This window comes from Streptomyces albicerus, from assembly GCF_008905045.1.
GTDB lineage: Bacteria > Actinomycetota > Actinomycetes > Streptomycetales > Streptomycetaceae > Streptomyces > Streptomyces albicerus.
This window is the reverse complement of sequence record NZ_VWMY01000094.1, coordinates 19,698-32,825: the sequence shown is the minus strand read 5'-3', so window position 1 is coordinate 32,825 and position 13,128 is coordinate 19,698. Positions and strand designations below refer to the sequence as shown.

14 protein-coding genes and 1 pseudogene are annotated in these 13,128 nt (G+C 71.3%); 7 read left to right on the top strand and 8 right to left on the bottom strand.

What is annotated here, in order from left to right; all coding sequences use genetic code 11:
• Positions 1–269: 269 nt before the first annotated feature.
• The gene (locus tag GAS53_RS48375; protein ID WP_151484156.1) at positions 270–833 is read left to right on the top strand and encodes an RNA polymerase sigma factor; all 564 of its coding nucleotides are present in this window, start codon (positions 270–272) and stop codon (positions 831–833) included.
• Positions 826–1,905, top strand: a complete 1,080-nt coding sequence (locus GAS53_RS48370) for a CU044_5270 family protein (RefSeq protein WP_151484155.1) — start codon at positions 826–828, stop codon at positions 1,903–1,905. The genes GAS53_RS48375 and GAS53_RS48370 overlap by 8 nt, the downstream gene beginning before the upstream one ends.
• On the opposite strand, the pseudogene GAS53_RS48365 reads toward GAS53_RS48370, so the two are convergent.
• Together GAS53_RS48365 and GAS53_RS48360 are read right to left on the bottom strand one after the other, a co-directional pair.
• Positions 1,906–2,130: pseudogene (locus tag GAS53_RS48365) on the bottom strand (bifunctional 5,10-methylene-tetrahydrofolate dehydrogenase/5,10-methylene-tetrahydrofolate cyclohydrolase); the annotation flags it as partial.
• Between the two features lie 5 nt (positions 2,131–2,135).
• The gene (locus GAS53_RS48360; RefSeq protein ID WP_225859587.1) at positions 2,136–3,026 is read right to left on the bottom strand and encodes a hypothetical protein; all 891 of its coding nucleotides are present in this window, start codon (positions 3,024–3,026) and stop codon (positions 2,136–2,138) included.
• Positions 3,027–3,093: 67 nt separating this feature from the next.
• Here GAS53_RS48360 and GAS53_RS48355 point away from each other — a divergent pair, with 67 nt between their 5' ends.
• Positions 3,094–3,627, top strand: a complete 534-nt coding sequence (locus tag GAS53_RS48355) for a MarR family winged helix-turn-helix transcriptional regulator (RefSeq protein ID WP_151484154.1) — start codon at positions 3,094–3,096, stop codon at positions 3,625–3,627.
• A gap of 36 nt (positions 3,628–3,663) precedes the next feature.
• Here the strand turns inward: GAS53_RS48355 and GAS53_RS48350 are convergent, their stop codons facing one another.
• Entirely contained in the window at positions 3,664–4,035 is a 372-nt protein-coding gene (locus tag GAS53_RS48350) for a nuclear transport factor 2 family protein (protein ID WP_151484153.1), read from the bottom strand.
• Positions 4,036–4,219: 184 nt separating this feature from the next.
• On the opposite strand from GAS53_RS48350, the gene GAS53_RS48345 reads away from it, so the two are divergent.
• Together GAS53_RS48345 and GAS53_RS48340 are read left to right on the top strand one after the other, a co-directional pair.
• Entirely contained in the window at positions 4,220–4,459 is a 240-nt protein-coding gene (locus GAS53_RS48345) for a hypothetical protein (RefSeq protein ID WP_151484152.1), read from the top strand.
• Between the two features lie 303 nt (positions 4,460–4,762).
• A complete protein-coding gene (locus GAS53_RS48340) occupies positions 4,763–5,128 on the top strand; it encodes an iron chaperone (protein ID WP_151484151.1) in 366 nt (121 codons plus the stop codon).
• Here the strand turns inward: GAS53_RS48340 and GAS53_RS48335 are convergent.
• The 4 genes from GAS53_RS48335 to GAS53_RS48320 all read right to left on the bottom strand — a co-directional run bounded on the left by GAS53_RS48335 (position 5,091) and on the right by GAS53_RS48320 (position 9,976).
• On the bottom strand, positions 5,091–5,552 hold the full coding sequence (locus GAS53_RS48335; protein ID WP_151484150.1) for a GtrA family protein: 462 nt from the start codon (positions 5,550–5,552) through the stop codon (positions 5,091–5,093). The two genes, GAS53_RS48340 and GAS53_RS48335, sit on opposite strands and share 38 nt — an antisense overlap.
• The gene (locus GAS53_RS48330) at positions 5,552–6,535 is read right to left on the bottom strand and encodes a glycosyltransferase family 2 protein (RefSeq protein WP_151484149.1); all 984 of its coding nucleotides are present in this window, start codon (positions 6,533–6,535) and stop codon (positions 5,552–5,554) included. Before GAS53_RS48330 ends, GAS53_RS48335 begins: the two co-directional genes overlap by 1 nt.
• Positions 6,529–9,216, bottom strand: a complete 2,688-nt coding sequence (locus GAS53_RS48325; RefSeq protein ID WP_318724226.1) for a YfhO family protein — start codon at positions 9,214–9,216, stop codon at positions 6,529–6,531. The genes GAS53_RS48330 and GAS53_RS48325 overlap by 7 nt, the downstream gene beginning before the upstream one ends.
• 88 nt (positions 9,217–9,304) lie before the next feature.
• Entirely contained in the window at positions 9,305–9,976 is a 672-nt protein-coding gene (locus GAS53_RS48320; protein WP_151484148.1) for a TetR/AcrR family transcriptional regulator, read from the bottom strand.
• A gap of 117 nt (positions 9,977–10,093) precedes the next feature.
• Here GAS53_RS48320 and GAS53_RS48315 point away from each other — a divergent pair, with 117 nt between their 5' ends.
• Positions 10,094–10,864 carry an SDR family NAD(P)-dependent oxidoreductase gene (locus GAS53_RS48315; RefSeq protein WP_151484147.1) on the top strand — a complete coding sequence of 257 codons (771 nt, stop codon included), beginning with the start codon at positions 10,094–10,096 and terminating at the stop codon, positions 10,862–10,864.
• Here the strand turns inward: GAS53_RS48315 and GAS53_RS48310 are convergent.
• On the bottom strand, positions 10,824–11,768 hold the full coding sequence (locus GAS53_RS48310; RefSeq protein WP_151484146.1) for a hypothetical protein: 945 nt from the start codon (positions 11,766–11,768) through the stop codon (positions 10,824–10,826). The genes GAS53_RS48315 and GAS53_RS48310 overlap by 41 nt on opposite strands.
• A gap of 297 nt (positions 11,769–12,065) precedes the next feature.
• Between GAS53_RS48310 and GAS53_RS48305 the strand changes: the two genes are divergently transcribed.
• Positions 12,066–12,995: an alpha/beta hydrolase gene (locus GAS53_RS48305; RefSeq protein WP_151484159.1), complete on the top strand. Its 930-nt coding sequence runs from the start codon at positions 12,066–12,068 to the stop codon at positions 12,993–12,995.
• The last annotated feature ends 133 nt before the right edge of the window (positions 12,996–13,128 follow it).

Sequence of the window (13,128 nt, the reverse complement as noted above, 5' to 3'; positions counted from 1 at the left end):
GCGCCATCACGCCGCCGATGCAGAAGAACGCGAACGACGTGACCAGATACAGCGTGCCGATCGTCTTGTGGTCCGTGGTGGTCAGCCAGCGGACGGCGGCGATTCCCGGACGACGGCTCGCGGGCAAGGGCGCGAGCGCCGCGGTGACAGTGTTGCTCTCCATGCCCCGCCTGTGTCCGCGGCCCGGCCCGGCGTCACACTTGAGCGAAGCGACAAGGATCACCGAACACAGGTGTGACGATCGAGGACCTGCCGGACACCTACGGAACATGAGCAACGACGAGATCTTCGCCGCTGCCTATCGCGAGCACTACTGGGCGGTCAGCCGCTACGTTGCGCGGCGACTGGACGGCCGGACGAGCGAAGTCGAGGAAGTGGTGGCGGAGGTGTTCACCGTCGCCTGGCGGCGCCGGTCCGACCTGCCCGCGTCCCCCCTTCCCTGGCTGTACGGCGTGGCGCGCAACTGCCTGTCCAACGCGGTACGCGGCTACGGGCGCCGTCGGCGGCTGCTCGACAGGCTCGGCCACGACGAGACCGCGCACGGCAGGCAGATAGTGGACAGCCCTGATTCCGAGCCGCCCGGCGCCTGGGTGCACGACGCGCTGGCGCGGCTTTCCCCGGTGGATCAGGAGGTGCTGCGGCTCACCACCTGGGAGGAACTGGGCATCGACGAGGTCGCCGTGGCCCTCGGCTGCGGCAGCCGGGCGGCGGCGATGCGGCTGCACCGCGCCCGCCGACGCCTCAGAGCCGAGGTCGACCGCATGCGGACCACCGTGGCCGCCGGCACCGAAACGCCCCGCCGCGACACCCCGAAGGAGCAGCGCCATGGCTGACGAACTCGAACTGCTGCGCCGCGCCAACCCGGTGCCGTCCGGCGCTCCCCACTTCGGCGACGGCCCGCTGGACCAGAACGCCGAGCGCCGCCTCGACCAGTTGCTGCACAGCGAGGATCGGGGGCAGTCGCCGCACAGTGAGAACCCCGGGCGAAGCGTCCCGAGCCGACGCCTCACCGGCCGACGGCCCGGACGCACGAGCCTCAGCCGTCTCCTGCAAGGCCGACGCCCCGGCCGCCGTACGCGCCTCGTCTGGGCCCTCGCGACGGCCGCAGTCGTCGCCGTGACCGCTCTCGCCCTCCTCGTCGCGGGCCCGAACACCACCCCCGCCGTGGCGGCGCCCCGCCCGCTGGTCGTCCGGGCCGACGCCACCCCCGTATCCCTGGACCGGCTGGCCGAGCGCGCCGCGCAGGCCGCGGCGGACGGTTCGCCCGGCCTGCGCAAGGGCACGCATGTGCAGTCGTGGAGCATGGGCATGTCGCAGGACAAGCCGCCGGTCACGCTCGCCGAGGAGCGCATCGTGCGCTGGAAGGCCGACGACAGCCACACGGAACTGGTCGTGGCGACCGACCCGCGTCACCCGGGCCGGCCGATCCTCTCCGACGAGGACGGCGATCCGCGCCTGGTCGACGACGGACACGTCATCAGCAAGCAGACGTTCCCGCCGAGCTGGAGCGACGCCCCGCCCGAGTCTCCGCCCCCGCACGACGCCACGCGGCTGCGCGCCTATCTGCAAGAGGCGCAGTACAGCGACACCCCGCTGACCACGCCCCAACTGCTGGACGCCGTAGGGGTGTTGCTCGACCACTGGACCCTCGGCGCCCGCGAGCACGCGGCGCTTGCCCGACTCCTGGCGGACACCGAGGGGCTGCGGCCCGTCGGCCGGGTGACCGACCGCCTCGACCGGCGCGGCCAGGCGTACGTGTACGACGGCTCCGGCGCCCGCCGGATGCTGATCATGGACCCGGTCACCGGTGCCGTCCTCGGCCTGGAGAGCACCGCCACCGCCGACGAGCCCGAGTGGGGCCTCAAGGCGGGCGACGTCATGGAGTACAGCGCCTGGATGCGCTGATCACACCCCGAGCTGCCGGGCGGCGGCGTCCACGGCCTGCTCCAGCAGCGCGGCGATCGTCGTCGGGCCGACACCGCCCGGCACCGGCGTGATCAGCGAGGCCCGCTCCACGGCGGAGTCGAAGTCGGCGTCGCCGATGCTGCCAGGGTTGTACCCGGCGTCGACCGCGACGGCACCGGGCTTGATGTCCTCCTCGCGGGTCAGCCGGGGCCGACCCACCGCGGTCAGGATCAGGACTCGCTCTCCGGCCCGGCCGTCGGGTCGGCGCCCGCCAGGAACCCGGTCGCCTGGGCCTCGATCCGTACGGCGCCGAGCGCTCCCGCCCACCGTGCGACCTCCGTCGCGAGGGCCGTGGAGGCCGCTTCGTCGCCGCCGTCGCGGGCGAGGACGGCCAGCAGCAACTGCTGGGAGAGGGTGCCGGGGACGTGCCCGCCCCGGGCCCCGAGCCCGGTCGCCCGCGTCCAGCGCTCCCGTGCCCGCGCGTGGTCCCCGTCGTCGTGGTCCTGGTCGCCGAGGTGCCGCAGGGCCTCGCGGGCGAGCAGGTCGTCGCCCGACTCCCCGGCACGCAGGGCGAGTTCGTAGTGCGCGGGGGCCGCGTCCCGCTCGGCGAAGAGGTTGCCGACGATCAGGCCGAGGTACATCCGCGCCCAGCCTCCTCGCACGTCGTCGGGCGCCCGCTCGCACAGTTCCTCCGCATGCCGTCGCAGCTGCGCCAGTTCGGCCGGGTCCTTGCCCGCCGGCCCGAACCGGAACGTGCCGTCGCCGAGGAGCTGACGGAAGTACGCGTGCCGCAGCCGTACGAACTCCAGGTCCCAGAGCCCGACCGGTTCCGTGAGCCCGTCGAAGGCCTGCTGCGCGGCGGCGATCGGCTCGGCCGCGCCGTCGGTGCCGCCGAACCAGTCGCGCTCCAGGGCGATCTCCGCGCAGGCGAGGGCGAGAGCCGCCCGGTCGTGCGGTTCGGTCACCGCAGCCGAGCCCAGGAGGTCCGCGGCACGCTGCCACCGGCCGGCCCGAGCCAGCTCACGCGCCGCCGCGACGACCTCGTCCAACGGGAGGACGGCGTGGGTCGTGCTCGCCTTCGTCGCGGCCGGGAAGTTCATGGTGTCCGGGAAATTGGTCATGGCCCGGAAGGTAGTAATCAGAAAAACTATCCACAAGAAAACTATTGCGAGGCAGGGGGAGGCACCGATGGGTGACTCGGTCGACCGGCATGTCGAGCTCTGGTCGAAGGAGCTCGGTTGGATGGACCCGGTGAAGGAGGCGATCTTCGCGCGGCTCGCGATCCTGGCGCGCCACGCGGCGCAGGCCCGCCGGGACACGCTGGACTCCGACGGGCTCAAGCACTGGCAGTTCAAGGTGCTGCTGACCCTGCGTCGGCTCGGCCCGCCCTATGAGGCGAGCCCGTCGCGGCTCGCCGAGCTGCTCGGGCTGACCCGGGGCGCGCTGTCGGCGCGGCTGGGCCCGCTGGAGGACGCCGGCCTGATCACGCGTACGCACGACGCGGGTGACCGCCGCCGCGTCCACGTACGGCTCACGGCGGCGGGATACGACGCGTTCGAGCAGCACGCGGCCTCCGAAGAACAGGGCGAGAACGCGCTGCTCTCCGTGCTGACCGAAGAAGAGAAACGAGCACTCGCCGACCTGCTCCGGAAACTGGTCGAGGCCGCAGAAGCCGGCCCGGCCGACTCCAGGCCGAGAAGGTCCAGGTCGGACGGGACGTGACCTGGACCCTCGGCGTGTCCCTTCCCGCTCTTCGTCCTACGCTTCCTCGTCCCATGCCTGCAACACCGTCTGTTCGGCGATCTTGCCGTTCCGCAGGGACATCATCGAGTTCGCGAGCACCTTGACGCCGTCGGAGTACTGACAGGACTCCGTGTAGGCGACGTGGTCGCCCTGGACCACGCACTGCTCCAGCTTGTGGGTCATGTCGCGGCTGTAGACGTCGTCGAGCATCTCGCGGATCTGCTCGCGGCCGTGCATGACCTTCGGGTGGCTGGGCTGGGTGTTGCGGTCGACGACGCGCATTTCCGCGTCGTCGGTGTACAGCGACAGGAGTGCCGCCGCGTCCTGGCCTTCGATGCCCCTGCGCAGCGCTTCGGTGTCGAAGCCGGGGCTTGCCGCGGTGCCCATGATGGACCTCCTTGTGGACCACTGGCGAAGGCCGCGGCCCGTACGGAGCGGGCCGCTCTCGGCCTCTCCTCCGAGCCTCCTCCGGCGCGCGGGCCACGGCAAGCGCAGCCCGACCGATGCGCCTCCCGGGTGAGCGGCGGGGTGCGGCCGTGTCCGTGGACGGCCCGCCTCCGTTGCTCAAGGCATGATCTCAACACGACGTATCGTCGCCGCCGTTGGCCTCGCCGTCGGCGTCACGGGCCTTGCCGTACCGTCCGCGAACGCTGGCACCGCCGCCCCGGAGACGGGACAGCTGAACCCCATCTCGATGATCGACTCACTCGCCGTGAGCGGCATCCCCCCGGAGCGCCAGGCCCAGGTCCCGAGGGTCTCCAGTCAGCTCTCCGCGCTCAACAAGGTGAACAACCTCCGACAGCCGCGCTAGGTGACCGACCCGGCCGCCCCCGTCACCGGACTGCTCTCGGCGGTCGAGCAATGACCGTCGCGTACTGAACGGTCCGATCAATCGGCGTGTGCCCCGCACCGGGGCACACGCCGACGTCGTTCCGCCGCGCGGTGTCCGCACGGTCCCCACCGCCGCCCACCAGGGCGAACGCCCCGCCGATACGGCATGCCCGCCGGAGGCTGCCTCGTCGTTGTGACGCCCGTTGTCGTGACGCCCGTTCGGCCGGCGTTTCCCCGGATTCGGTTGCCCGGCGGTTCGACCTCGGACCGTACGCTGGACGGCATGGTCAGGAGTGACGCGGGGAGCGTGGACGGGTATCTCGCCGAGGTGCCCGAGGAACGCCGCGCGGCGCTGGCGCGGCTGCGGGAGCTGTGCCGGGCGGAACTGGACGGCTTCGCCGAGATGATGGCGTACGGGATGCCCGCCTACGAGCGGGACGGCGTCGCCGAGATCGCGTTCGCGAGCCAGAAGCAGTACATCTCCTTCTACCTCATGCGCGGTGATGTCCGGGAGGCCTTCGAGGACCGGCTCGCCGGGCAGGACATGGGCAAGGGGTGCCTGCGGTTCCGCAACCCGGAACGGATCGACTACGCCCTCGTACGCGACCTGCTCAAGGCGGTCGCGGCCGCACCGGGCCCGGTCTGCTGATCACCGGCCGAGCCGCTCGACGGCCTTCATGACGCGGCCCCCTCCGTCCTCGCCGTGCTCCGTGGTCCCCGCCAGCATGATCGCGCGCGGTCACGAACGTGAGCGGCACGGCGGCCGCGGCGGCCAGGAGCGGCGCGAGGCGGCTGTGCACGTGCGCCGTCTCGACCAGGAGGCGCAGCCCCACCGTGGTCACCGCGAGATTGACCAGGGTGGACAGCGGAAACCGCAGGAACTTCGCCCAGGTGGGCCGCGTGCGGTACGTGAACCGGGCGTTGAGGAAGAAGGAGGCGACCGTCGCGAGGACGAGGGCCGACAGGTGTGCCGCCAGGTACGGCAACCACAGGAGCAGCAGGACGTAAATGCCGTAGTACAGGACGGTGTTGACCACCCCCACGAGCGCGAAGCGCACCAACTGGCTCCCCATCAGCGCGGGTCCAGTACGTGGGGCTCGGCGTCGCCCGCCGGAGCGCAGAGGGCGGCGGCGGACGGCTGGGGTGCGACCTCCTTGACGAGGTAGTGCGGGCGTCGCTTGACCTCGTAGTAGATGCGCCCGACGTACTCTCCGACGACGGCGACCATGACCATGTGGGCCCCCGCGAGCGCGACGACGACCGTGAGGAGCGTGGCGTACCCGGGAGTGTCGACACCCCGCACGAAGACCGCGCCGATGATCCACGCGGCGTACCCCACCGCGCCCAGCAGCAGGAACAGACCGAGATGGAGCGCGGTGCGCAGGGGGCGGCTGTTGAAGGAGAACAGGCCGTCCAGGCCGTAGTTGAGCAGCCTGCCGGGCGTCCACTTGCTGCTGCCCCGCTCGCGCAGGGCGTTCTGGTAGGTGAAGGTCGTGGCCGGGAAACCGATCCAGGCGAACAGCCCCTTGGAGAAGCGGTTGGACTCGGTGAGCGCGAGGACGGCGTCCACGGCCCTGCGGGACAGCAGCCGGAAGTCGCCCACGCCGTCGACGAGTTCGACGTCCATGAAGCGGTTGACGAGGCGGTAGTACCACCGCGAGGCCAGGGAACGCATGGTCCCTTCACCGGTTCGGGTCCGCCTGGCGATCACCTGGTCGAAGCCCTGCGCATGCAGACGCACCATGGGATCGATCAGCTCCGGAGGGTGCTGGAGATCCGCGTCCATCAGGACGACCACGTCACCCGAGGCGTTGCGCAGTCCCGCCAGCATGGCGGCCTCCTTGCCGAAGTTCCGGCTGAAGGAGAGGAAACGCACCCGGGGATCCTGTGCGGCCAGCCGGCGCAGGCCGGCCAACGTACCGTCCTCGCTGCCGTCGTCGACGAACAAGAACTCGAATGCGTCGTCCATGGTGGCGGCACACTCGCCGAGGCGGCGGTGGAATCCGTCCAGGACGTCCTGTTCGTTGAAGCAGGGAACGACGACCGAGATCAGCATGGCTCTCCCGAAGTGGTGGTGCGGCGGGCGCGCAGCGCGAGCCCACCGCCGAGCAGGACGAGGACGAGGAAGGAGCCGGCTCCGACGGCCGCGCCCAGGCGCAGCCCCGGAGGCCGGAAGGTGCAGCGCACCGAGTCGGCGGTGCCGTCCAGACGGATCGCGACCAGGCCGAGGTAGTCGTCCGCGGGCCGCAACTCCGCGTCGCCCGCCGCACACCGCCAGCCGGCGATACGCGGAGCGGCGAAGACCGCGACACCGCCGGTTCCACGCGGGAGTGTCGCGCTGAAGCCGTGCCCGCCGACGGACACCTCGCGCGCGCCGGTGGCCGTAAGCCGGTCGCTGGCCGCACGCAGCCTGCCGGGGTCCAGACAGCCGATCGCCCGGTCCGGGAGCGTCCCGCCGCGCTTGTCCGGGCGCAGGACGACGGTGAAGCGGCCCGATGCCGGTACAGGCCCGAGCGGCTGCATCCCGGCGATCTTGGTGACCGGCTTCCGGTCGGCGAGGAACCGGCCCACCGGAGCGGTCCCGGAGCTCTGGCGAGCGGTGCCCGAATAGTGCGGCGCCCACATGTGCAGCGTGCTTCCGGACGGGCAGGCACCGGTGATCCGCCAGGGCCGGTCGCGGACGGGGATCTCGTACGAACGGCGGACGGGCTCCGCCGGTCCCTCGCCTCGGGCGACGGTGAGCCGGGGGAGGGTGTAGACCCGGGCGCCGAGCAGCAACTCCTGGTTGCGGAAGGCAGATGCGCCGAACGCGGGGACCGGGCCCGGCGGCCGTACGGTGATCAGGGGCGGCACGGCCTGCCGGGTGACACGCACGGAGTCGCCGGTGTCCGGATACCAGCCCTGGTACGGATCGGGCGGTGAGTGCAGGCGTGCGCCGACCGAGAAGACGGCGTCCACCACCGGGTTGTCCAGGCTCTGCGGCGCACGGCCTCGGGAGGTGTATCCGTCGCCCAGCGCGATGAGCGTCCGGGCGAGGACGTCGGAGGTGTGGCTGCTGTAGTACTGGGCGCCCTGGCCGCCGACGAGCAACGGATCGTTGCCCACGGTCTGTTCCCTGCCGGGCTCCGTCCGATGACGCGGCCACGCGTCGACGTGGGCGATCGCCGCACGCTGACTGCTGTGCCGGTCTCCCCAGGTCGCGTAGTCGTCCTTCTGCGCCACCCGCGACGCCTCGGTGAACGCGGTCGTGGCCACGGACTGCCCGGCCTGGGCCGCGGCCAGCAACGCGACGCACCAGAGGGCGGAGCGGGACGTCGGCCCCGCCCTGGTGATGCCCCGCACGGCGACCACGGCGACCATCGCCCCGACGACCGTGACGGGCAGCGTCCAGACGTTCACCAGGTCACTCGTACCGGCGCCCACGACGATGAGCGCCAACAGCCCGACGGCGGCGGGCAACGCCGTTCCCCTCGCCAGGCCGTACGCGAAGGACACCCACCCGCCGACCACGAACAGCCCGCACACGACGAACGCCGCCCGGTACGGACTGCCGTTGGGCGTGGTGAAGGCGTTCCAGACCAGATTGCCCGGAGCCCACTGCAGCGACAGCACGGTCACCAGCACCGCACCCGACAGGGCGAGCCGCACTCGCCCCGGAACCGCCCTGTTGAAGGGCAGGCTCAGCGCCAGCAGCAGCGCCACGGCGTCGACGTAGAGGGCGGGGCTGCCGAAGCCGTATGTGGCGGGCAGCAGCCGGGCCACCACGTCCTCGGCCGGTACGGGCGAGAACACGCTCGTCCGGCCCGGATACGCGTGCAGCGTGCCGAAGTAGACCGTGCTCACCACGGGTGCGGAGAGACCGATCCCCAGCGCGCAGGTGCCTGCGGCACGCAGCAGAACCCCGAGCCGGCGCCGTACCGGAAGGGACGTCATCAGCAGCCGGGTGACCAGCAGCAGTCCCGCTCCCAGGGTGGCCATGTAGGCGGTGTAGAAGTTCGCGATCCAGCAGAGGCCGACGACCAGAGCGCCCAGGACCGGGCGGCGGCCCGTGAGCGTCCACTCGCCGACCAGGAAGAGCAAGGGGAGAGCGATCAGGCCGTCCAGCCACATCGTGTTGTAGACGGCGTCCGCCAACACCCATCCGCACAGGCCGTACGAGGCACCGAGCAGCCCGGCACCCCACCACGGACCGTCCCGGAGCACCAGCAGGAAGACGGCCATCAGGGCGGCGGCCATCGCCATCTTCAGCACCGTGATGACGAAGACCGCGAGGTCGATCCCGTCGCGGGGGAAGAGAGCGACCAGCGGAGCGAACGGGCTGGTCAGATACGTGCCCAGGTCGGGCAGGAAGCTCGCCCCGAACCCGGACCGCCAGTTGAGGAACAGATCCCCCTGCGCGCGGCCGTGCAGCAGGTCCCAGAGATGGGCGTGGTACGGCACGTATTGGTTGCCGAGGTCGTTCACGCTGCGGCTGCGCGGCCCGAAAGGAAAGGCCCGGGCCACGGCGTTGCCGGCACAGAGCACGAGCACGGTGACCGTCGCCGCGAGGCCGGCCGCGCGAGGGAGGTCGCCGTACGGCAGCCGCAGTAACAGCCGCCGCACGAGACGAAGTCGACTGGACGGCTCGGGGGGCCAATGGCGCGGCTGGAAGAGGCGCACGTACTCGTCGTCGTCCCCGGCGGAGGACGGTGGCGCACCCGTGTCGTCCGGCGGAGCGCTGAGGTTGTCTGGCGTCACATCCTGATCTGTCCGGGCGGCATGTCCGGTTTCAGTGACGTGTGCCACACAGTATGAGCCTGGCGCGGTTCAACGTGGCAGGCGTGTTTCAGGGAGCAGGCTCGAGGCCGGGCTCCTCCGCGTGGTCGGCGTCCGGCAGAAGCGCCTCGGCGAAGGCGCGGGCCTGCCGGGCGGGACCGTCGACACCGAGGGCCTGGACGGAGGCGTACGTGCCCTCCATGACCAGGGTGAGCTGATCAGCCAGCAGGGACGGGTCCGCGAGCGGCGCGGTTCCGGCCAACTCCTCGGTGAGCTCGCCGAGTTGCTCCCTGACCCACTGCTTGAGGGCCACCGCCTGGCGGTGGCCCGCGTGCCCTGCCTCGGGCAACTCGGCCAGGGACATGAGGAAGGGGCAGCCTCGGCACTGGTCGGGGCGGATCTGGACGAGGAGCGCGTCGAACAGGGCCAGGATCCGCTCCCGTACGCCTCGGCCGTCGGCCCGGGTCGCCGCGGTGAACCACTCCCGGTAGTCATCGGCGCCGCGCTCGACGTACGCGGCGATGAGGTCGTCCTTGGACGCGAACAGCCGGTAGAGCGTGGTGGGGGCGACACCGGCCTCGGCGGCGATCCGGTCCACGCCCACGGCCCGGATGCCGTGCCAGTAGAAGAGGTCGTGGGCGACCTGCAGCAGGTGCTCACGGGTCTGCGCCGAGCTGCGTCGCTTGGCGGGCTTCGTGGCCGTGGTGGCTGGGGTCTCTGGGGTCGCTGCCGGTTTGCTCACAGCCGGCAGTCTATCGATGTTAGGAGGCGTTCCCTTACGTCGGGCCTTGCTCGGAGCGGGCTCGTGTGCCTATGTTAGGGATCGTTCCTTAACATGCGTCGGAGGGTGGGGCTGGGCATGAGTGATCTGACCGGCAGGACGGCATTGGTGACCGGGGCCTCGCGGGGCATCGGCCGGTCCGTGGCGGAACGGCTGGCCGCCGACGGTGCGCTGGTCGCCGTGCACTACGGCACCAACGAGAAGGCCGCGCAGGAAACCGTGGAGACGATCCATCGGGCCGGCGGCCAGGCCTTCGCCGTACGTGCCGAACTGGGCGTCGACGGCGACGTGGACACCCTGTTCGCCGGACTGGAGGCAGGCCTTGGCGGGCGCCCGCTGAACATCCTGGTGAACAACGCCGCCTACGTCGACTACACGGCCACCATCGACAAGGCCACGCCGGAGTCGTACGAGCGGTTGTTCGCCGTCAACGTACGGGCGCCGCTGTTCATCACCCAGCGCGCCCTGCCCCTGATGCGCGACGGCGGACGCATCATCAACGTCTCCTCGGGCGTCACCTGGTTCGCCACCCCGGAGATCGTCTACGCCATGTCCAAGGGCGCGCTCAACGTCTTCACGCGCTCCCTCGCCCACTCCCAGGGTGCCCGGGGCATCACGGTCAACACCGTGTCCCCGGGCATCACGGAGACCGACATGAACAGCTGGCTGCAGGGGAATCCGGAGTCCCAGCAGAAGGTCGCGGCCATGGTCGCGCTGGGCCGGCACGGACAGCCGGCCGACATCGGTGACGCCGTGGCGTTCTTCGCCTCGGAGGACGCGCGCTGGGTCACCGGCCAGACGCTCGAGGTCAATGGGGGCCTGTTCCTCGGACCGACCGGAGAACGGTGACGGCCGACGCGAGCTCGGTGCGCAACGCGTCGTAGGTTCCCGCCAGTTGCCGCAGCCCGGCTGCGGCTGACGGTGTGTCACCCGTGACCAGGTCGTACTGCAGGCGGCCGAGCAGCCGTGCCTGGTGGTCGGTGACAGCGGCGGCGCCGGATGCACCGAGCTCCCCGAGCCAGCGAGAGGCGTCGGCGCGGCGCCGCGCGCCGACCCGCACGGCGAAGCCGGTCAGATGCCCGCGCGTGCGGTCGTCGAGTCCGGCTTCCACGGCGGTGGCGAGACGTTCTACGGCGACCGAAGAGCCGGTCGGGGAGGGGCCGGTCAGCCGGCGCAGCGCAGCGGGCAGCGAACGGCGCAGCGCCGTTCGGACGTCCACCTCGTCGGTACGCCGAAAGTCGCCGCGCATCGTGAACGGGCCCGCACAGTCCACCAGTTGGGCCCGCCACGCCGCGACGAAGGCATCGACGGGCAGCGTCGCGAAGGGAAAGCCGTCGGGGTCGTGGAAGAGCACCCGGTGGTCGTCGACGTCGAGCACGACCACCCAGTGGTCACCGCCGCTGGCGATGCCGGGCGACCACGGCTGGTGCAGGAGAAGGCCGACGTCCACGGGGCCGACCAGCACCGGGCCCGACCTGGCGGCCTCCCGCAACCGTCCGAGGGCCTCCGACACCGCACCGCCAGTGGTACGCCGACAGGTCCAGCCGAGCAGCCCTATGGCCTGGTCAAGGCCGAGGTCGGGATCCCAGCCCGGCGGATCGAAATGGGGCAGACCGCTCTCGACGAACTGCGCCCCGAACGGTGACCCGGTCAGCACCTCGATCGCCGACGGCGGGGGCGACTGCGGGCCCAGGGTCATCGCCAGGGAGTTGGCGTAGCAGTAGGGGGACGAACCGATGAACGCAGGAGGCATGCGCCGACCCTGACATTTTCAATTTTTCGTGACAATAGCCTTCTCGGCAATCGGCAGGCCGATGCTGTCCAGGGCGCCCCTTGTGACACAACTGACGCCCACTCACATCCTCAACTACCGCTGGAACTCTGCCTTCCGTCGAACCTCAGCCGTCTGGAGTAGTGACGCATACCCCAGCGATCCGTACGCTCCCCGGTGGTACCGATCCGAAGCTGATCGGTTCGCTGGGAGTGGAGGTCCGCCGTGCGCTCTGGCCATGCCCGCCTGTTGATCTGGACAGTCCTGGCCGCCCTGGTCATGGCGGTCCTGCCCGGGACGGCGACCGCGGCCGTCGGCGGCGAGGGCGGGAGCGGTGGCCCCCGGGTCGTGGCTGAGGAGAAGGTCGGCCCTCGGCTGGTCGACCTGACCGTTTCATCGCCCGCGCTGGGCCGTACCGCCAAGGTGCGGCTGCTGACCCCGGACGGCTGGAACGAGCGGCGGAAGGGCCAGCGGTGGCCGGTGCTGTACCTGCTCCACGGCTGCTGCGACACGTATGACAGCTGGACCCGAGAAACCGACGTCGCGACGCTGCCGCAGCTCCGCCACACACTGGTCGTCATGCCCGAGGGCGGACCGGCCGGGTGGTACAGCGACTGGTGGAACCACGGCAACGGCGGCCCGCCGGCCTGGGAGACCTTCCACCTGCGCGAGCTGCGCCCGCTGCTGGAGCACGGCTATGGCGCCGGCCCCCGCCGGGTGATCGCAGGGCTGTCCATGGGAGGCCTCGGCTCCCTGCTCTACGCCGCGCACCACCCCGGGATGTTCCGGGCAGCGGCGAGCTACAGCGGCGTGGTGCATCCCCTGCACGGCGACTTCCCGTCCGGCCTGATGGACTTGTTGAAGGACTTCGGCGAGGACCCACTCGCCCTGTGGGGCGACCCGGTGGCCCAGCGCGCCATCTGGGAGGCGCACGACCCGTACTACCTCGCGAACCGGCTGCGCTCGATCCCCGTCTTCCTGTCGAGCGGCGACGGCACCGCCGGTCCGTTCGATGCGCCCGGCGCCCACGACGATCTCGAGGCGGTGCTGAACGAGATGAACCACGCCGTCGCCGACCGGCTGAAGGCCGCCGGAGTACGGCTCACCACCGACTTCTACGGACCCGGCACCCACAACTGGCCCTACTGGGAGCGCGAACTGCACCGCTCCCTGCCACTGCTGCTGCACGCCCTGCGGCCGGGCCACTGACGAGGGACTCCGGCAAGCGGTTGGTACCGCCCAGCGGGGGCTACGGCTACAAGAATCTCAGGTCCCAGGCCCGGCATCATCGGCCATGTCCAGCAGAGGTACGACTGCCGGGAACGCCGAGAACACAGTCCCT

Bases quoted from the DNA above. Each gene is read 5' to 3' on its own strand.
- GAS53_RS48375 (WP_151484156.1), top strand. From the start codon at position 270: ATGAGCAACGACGAGATCTTCGCCGCTGCCTATCGCGAGCACTACTGG.
- GAS53_RS48370 (WP_151484155.1), top strand. From the start codon at position 826: ATGGCTGACGAACTCGAACTGCTGCGCCGCGCCAACCCGGTGCCGTCC.
- GAS53_RS48360 (WP_225859587.1), bottom strand. From the start codon at position 3,026: ATGACCAATTTCCCGGACACCATGAACTTCCCGGCCGCGACGAAGGCG.
- GAS53_RS48355 (WP_151484154.1), top strand. From the start codon at position 3,094: ATGGGTGACTCGGTCGACCGGCATGTCGAGCTCTGGTCGAAGGAGCTC.
- GAS53_RS48350 (WP_151484153.1), bottom strand. From the start codon at position 4,035: ATGGGCACCGCGGCAAGCCCCGGCTTCGACACCGAAGCGCTGCGCAGG.
- GAS53_RS48345 (WP_151484152.1), top strand. From the start codon at position 4,220: ATGATCTCAACACGACGTATCGTCGCCGCCGTTGGCCTCGCCGTCGGC.
- GAS53_RS48340 (WP_151484151.1), top strand. From the start codon at position 4,763: ATGGTCAGGAGTGACGCGGGGAGCGTGGACGGGTATCTCGCCGAGGTG.
- GAS53_RS48335 (WP_151484150.1), bottom strand. From the start codon at position 5,552: ATGGGGAGCCAGTTGGTGCGCTTCGCGCTCGTGGGGGTGGTCAACACC.
- GAS53_RS48330 (WP_151484149.1), bottom strand. From the start codon at position 6,535: ATGCTGATCTCGGTCGTCGTTCCCTGCTTCAACGAACAGGACGTCCTG.
- GAS53_RS48315 (WP_151484147.1), top strand. From the start codon at position 10,094: ATGAGTGATCTGACCGGCAGGACGGCATTGGTGACCGGGGCCTCGCGG.
- GAS53_RS48310 (WP_151484146.1), bottom strand. From the start codon at position 11,768: ATGCCTCCTGCGTTCATCGGTTCGTCCCCCTACTGCTACGCCAACTCC.
- GAS53_RS48305 (WP_151484159.1), top strand. From the start codon at position 12,066: ATGGCGGTCCTGCCCGGGACGGCGACCGCGGCCGTCGGCGGCGAGGGC.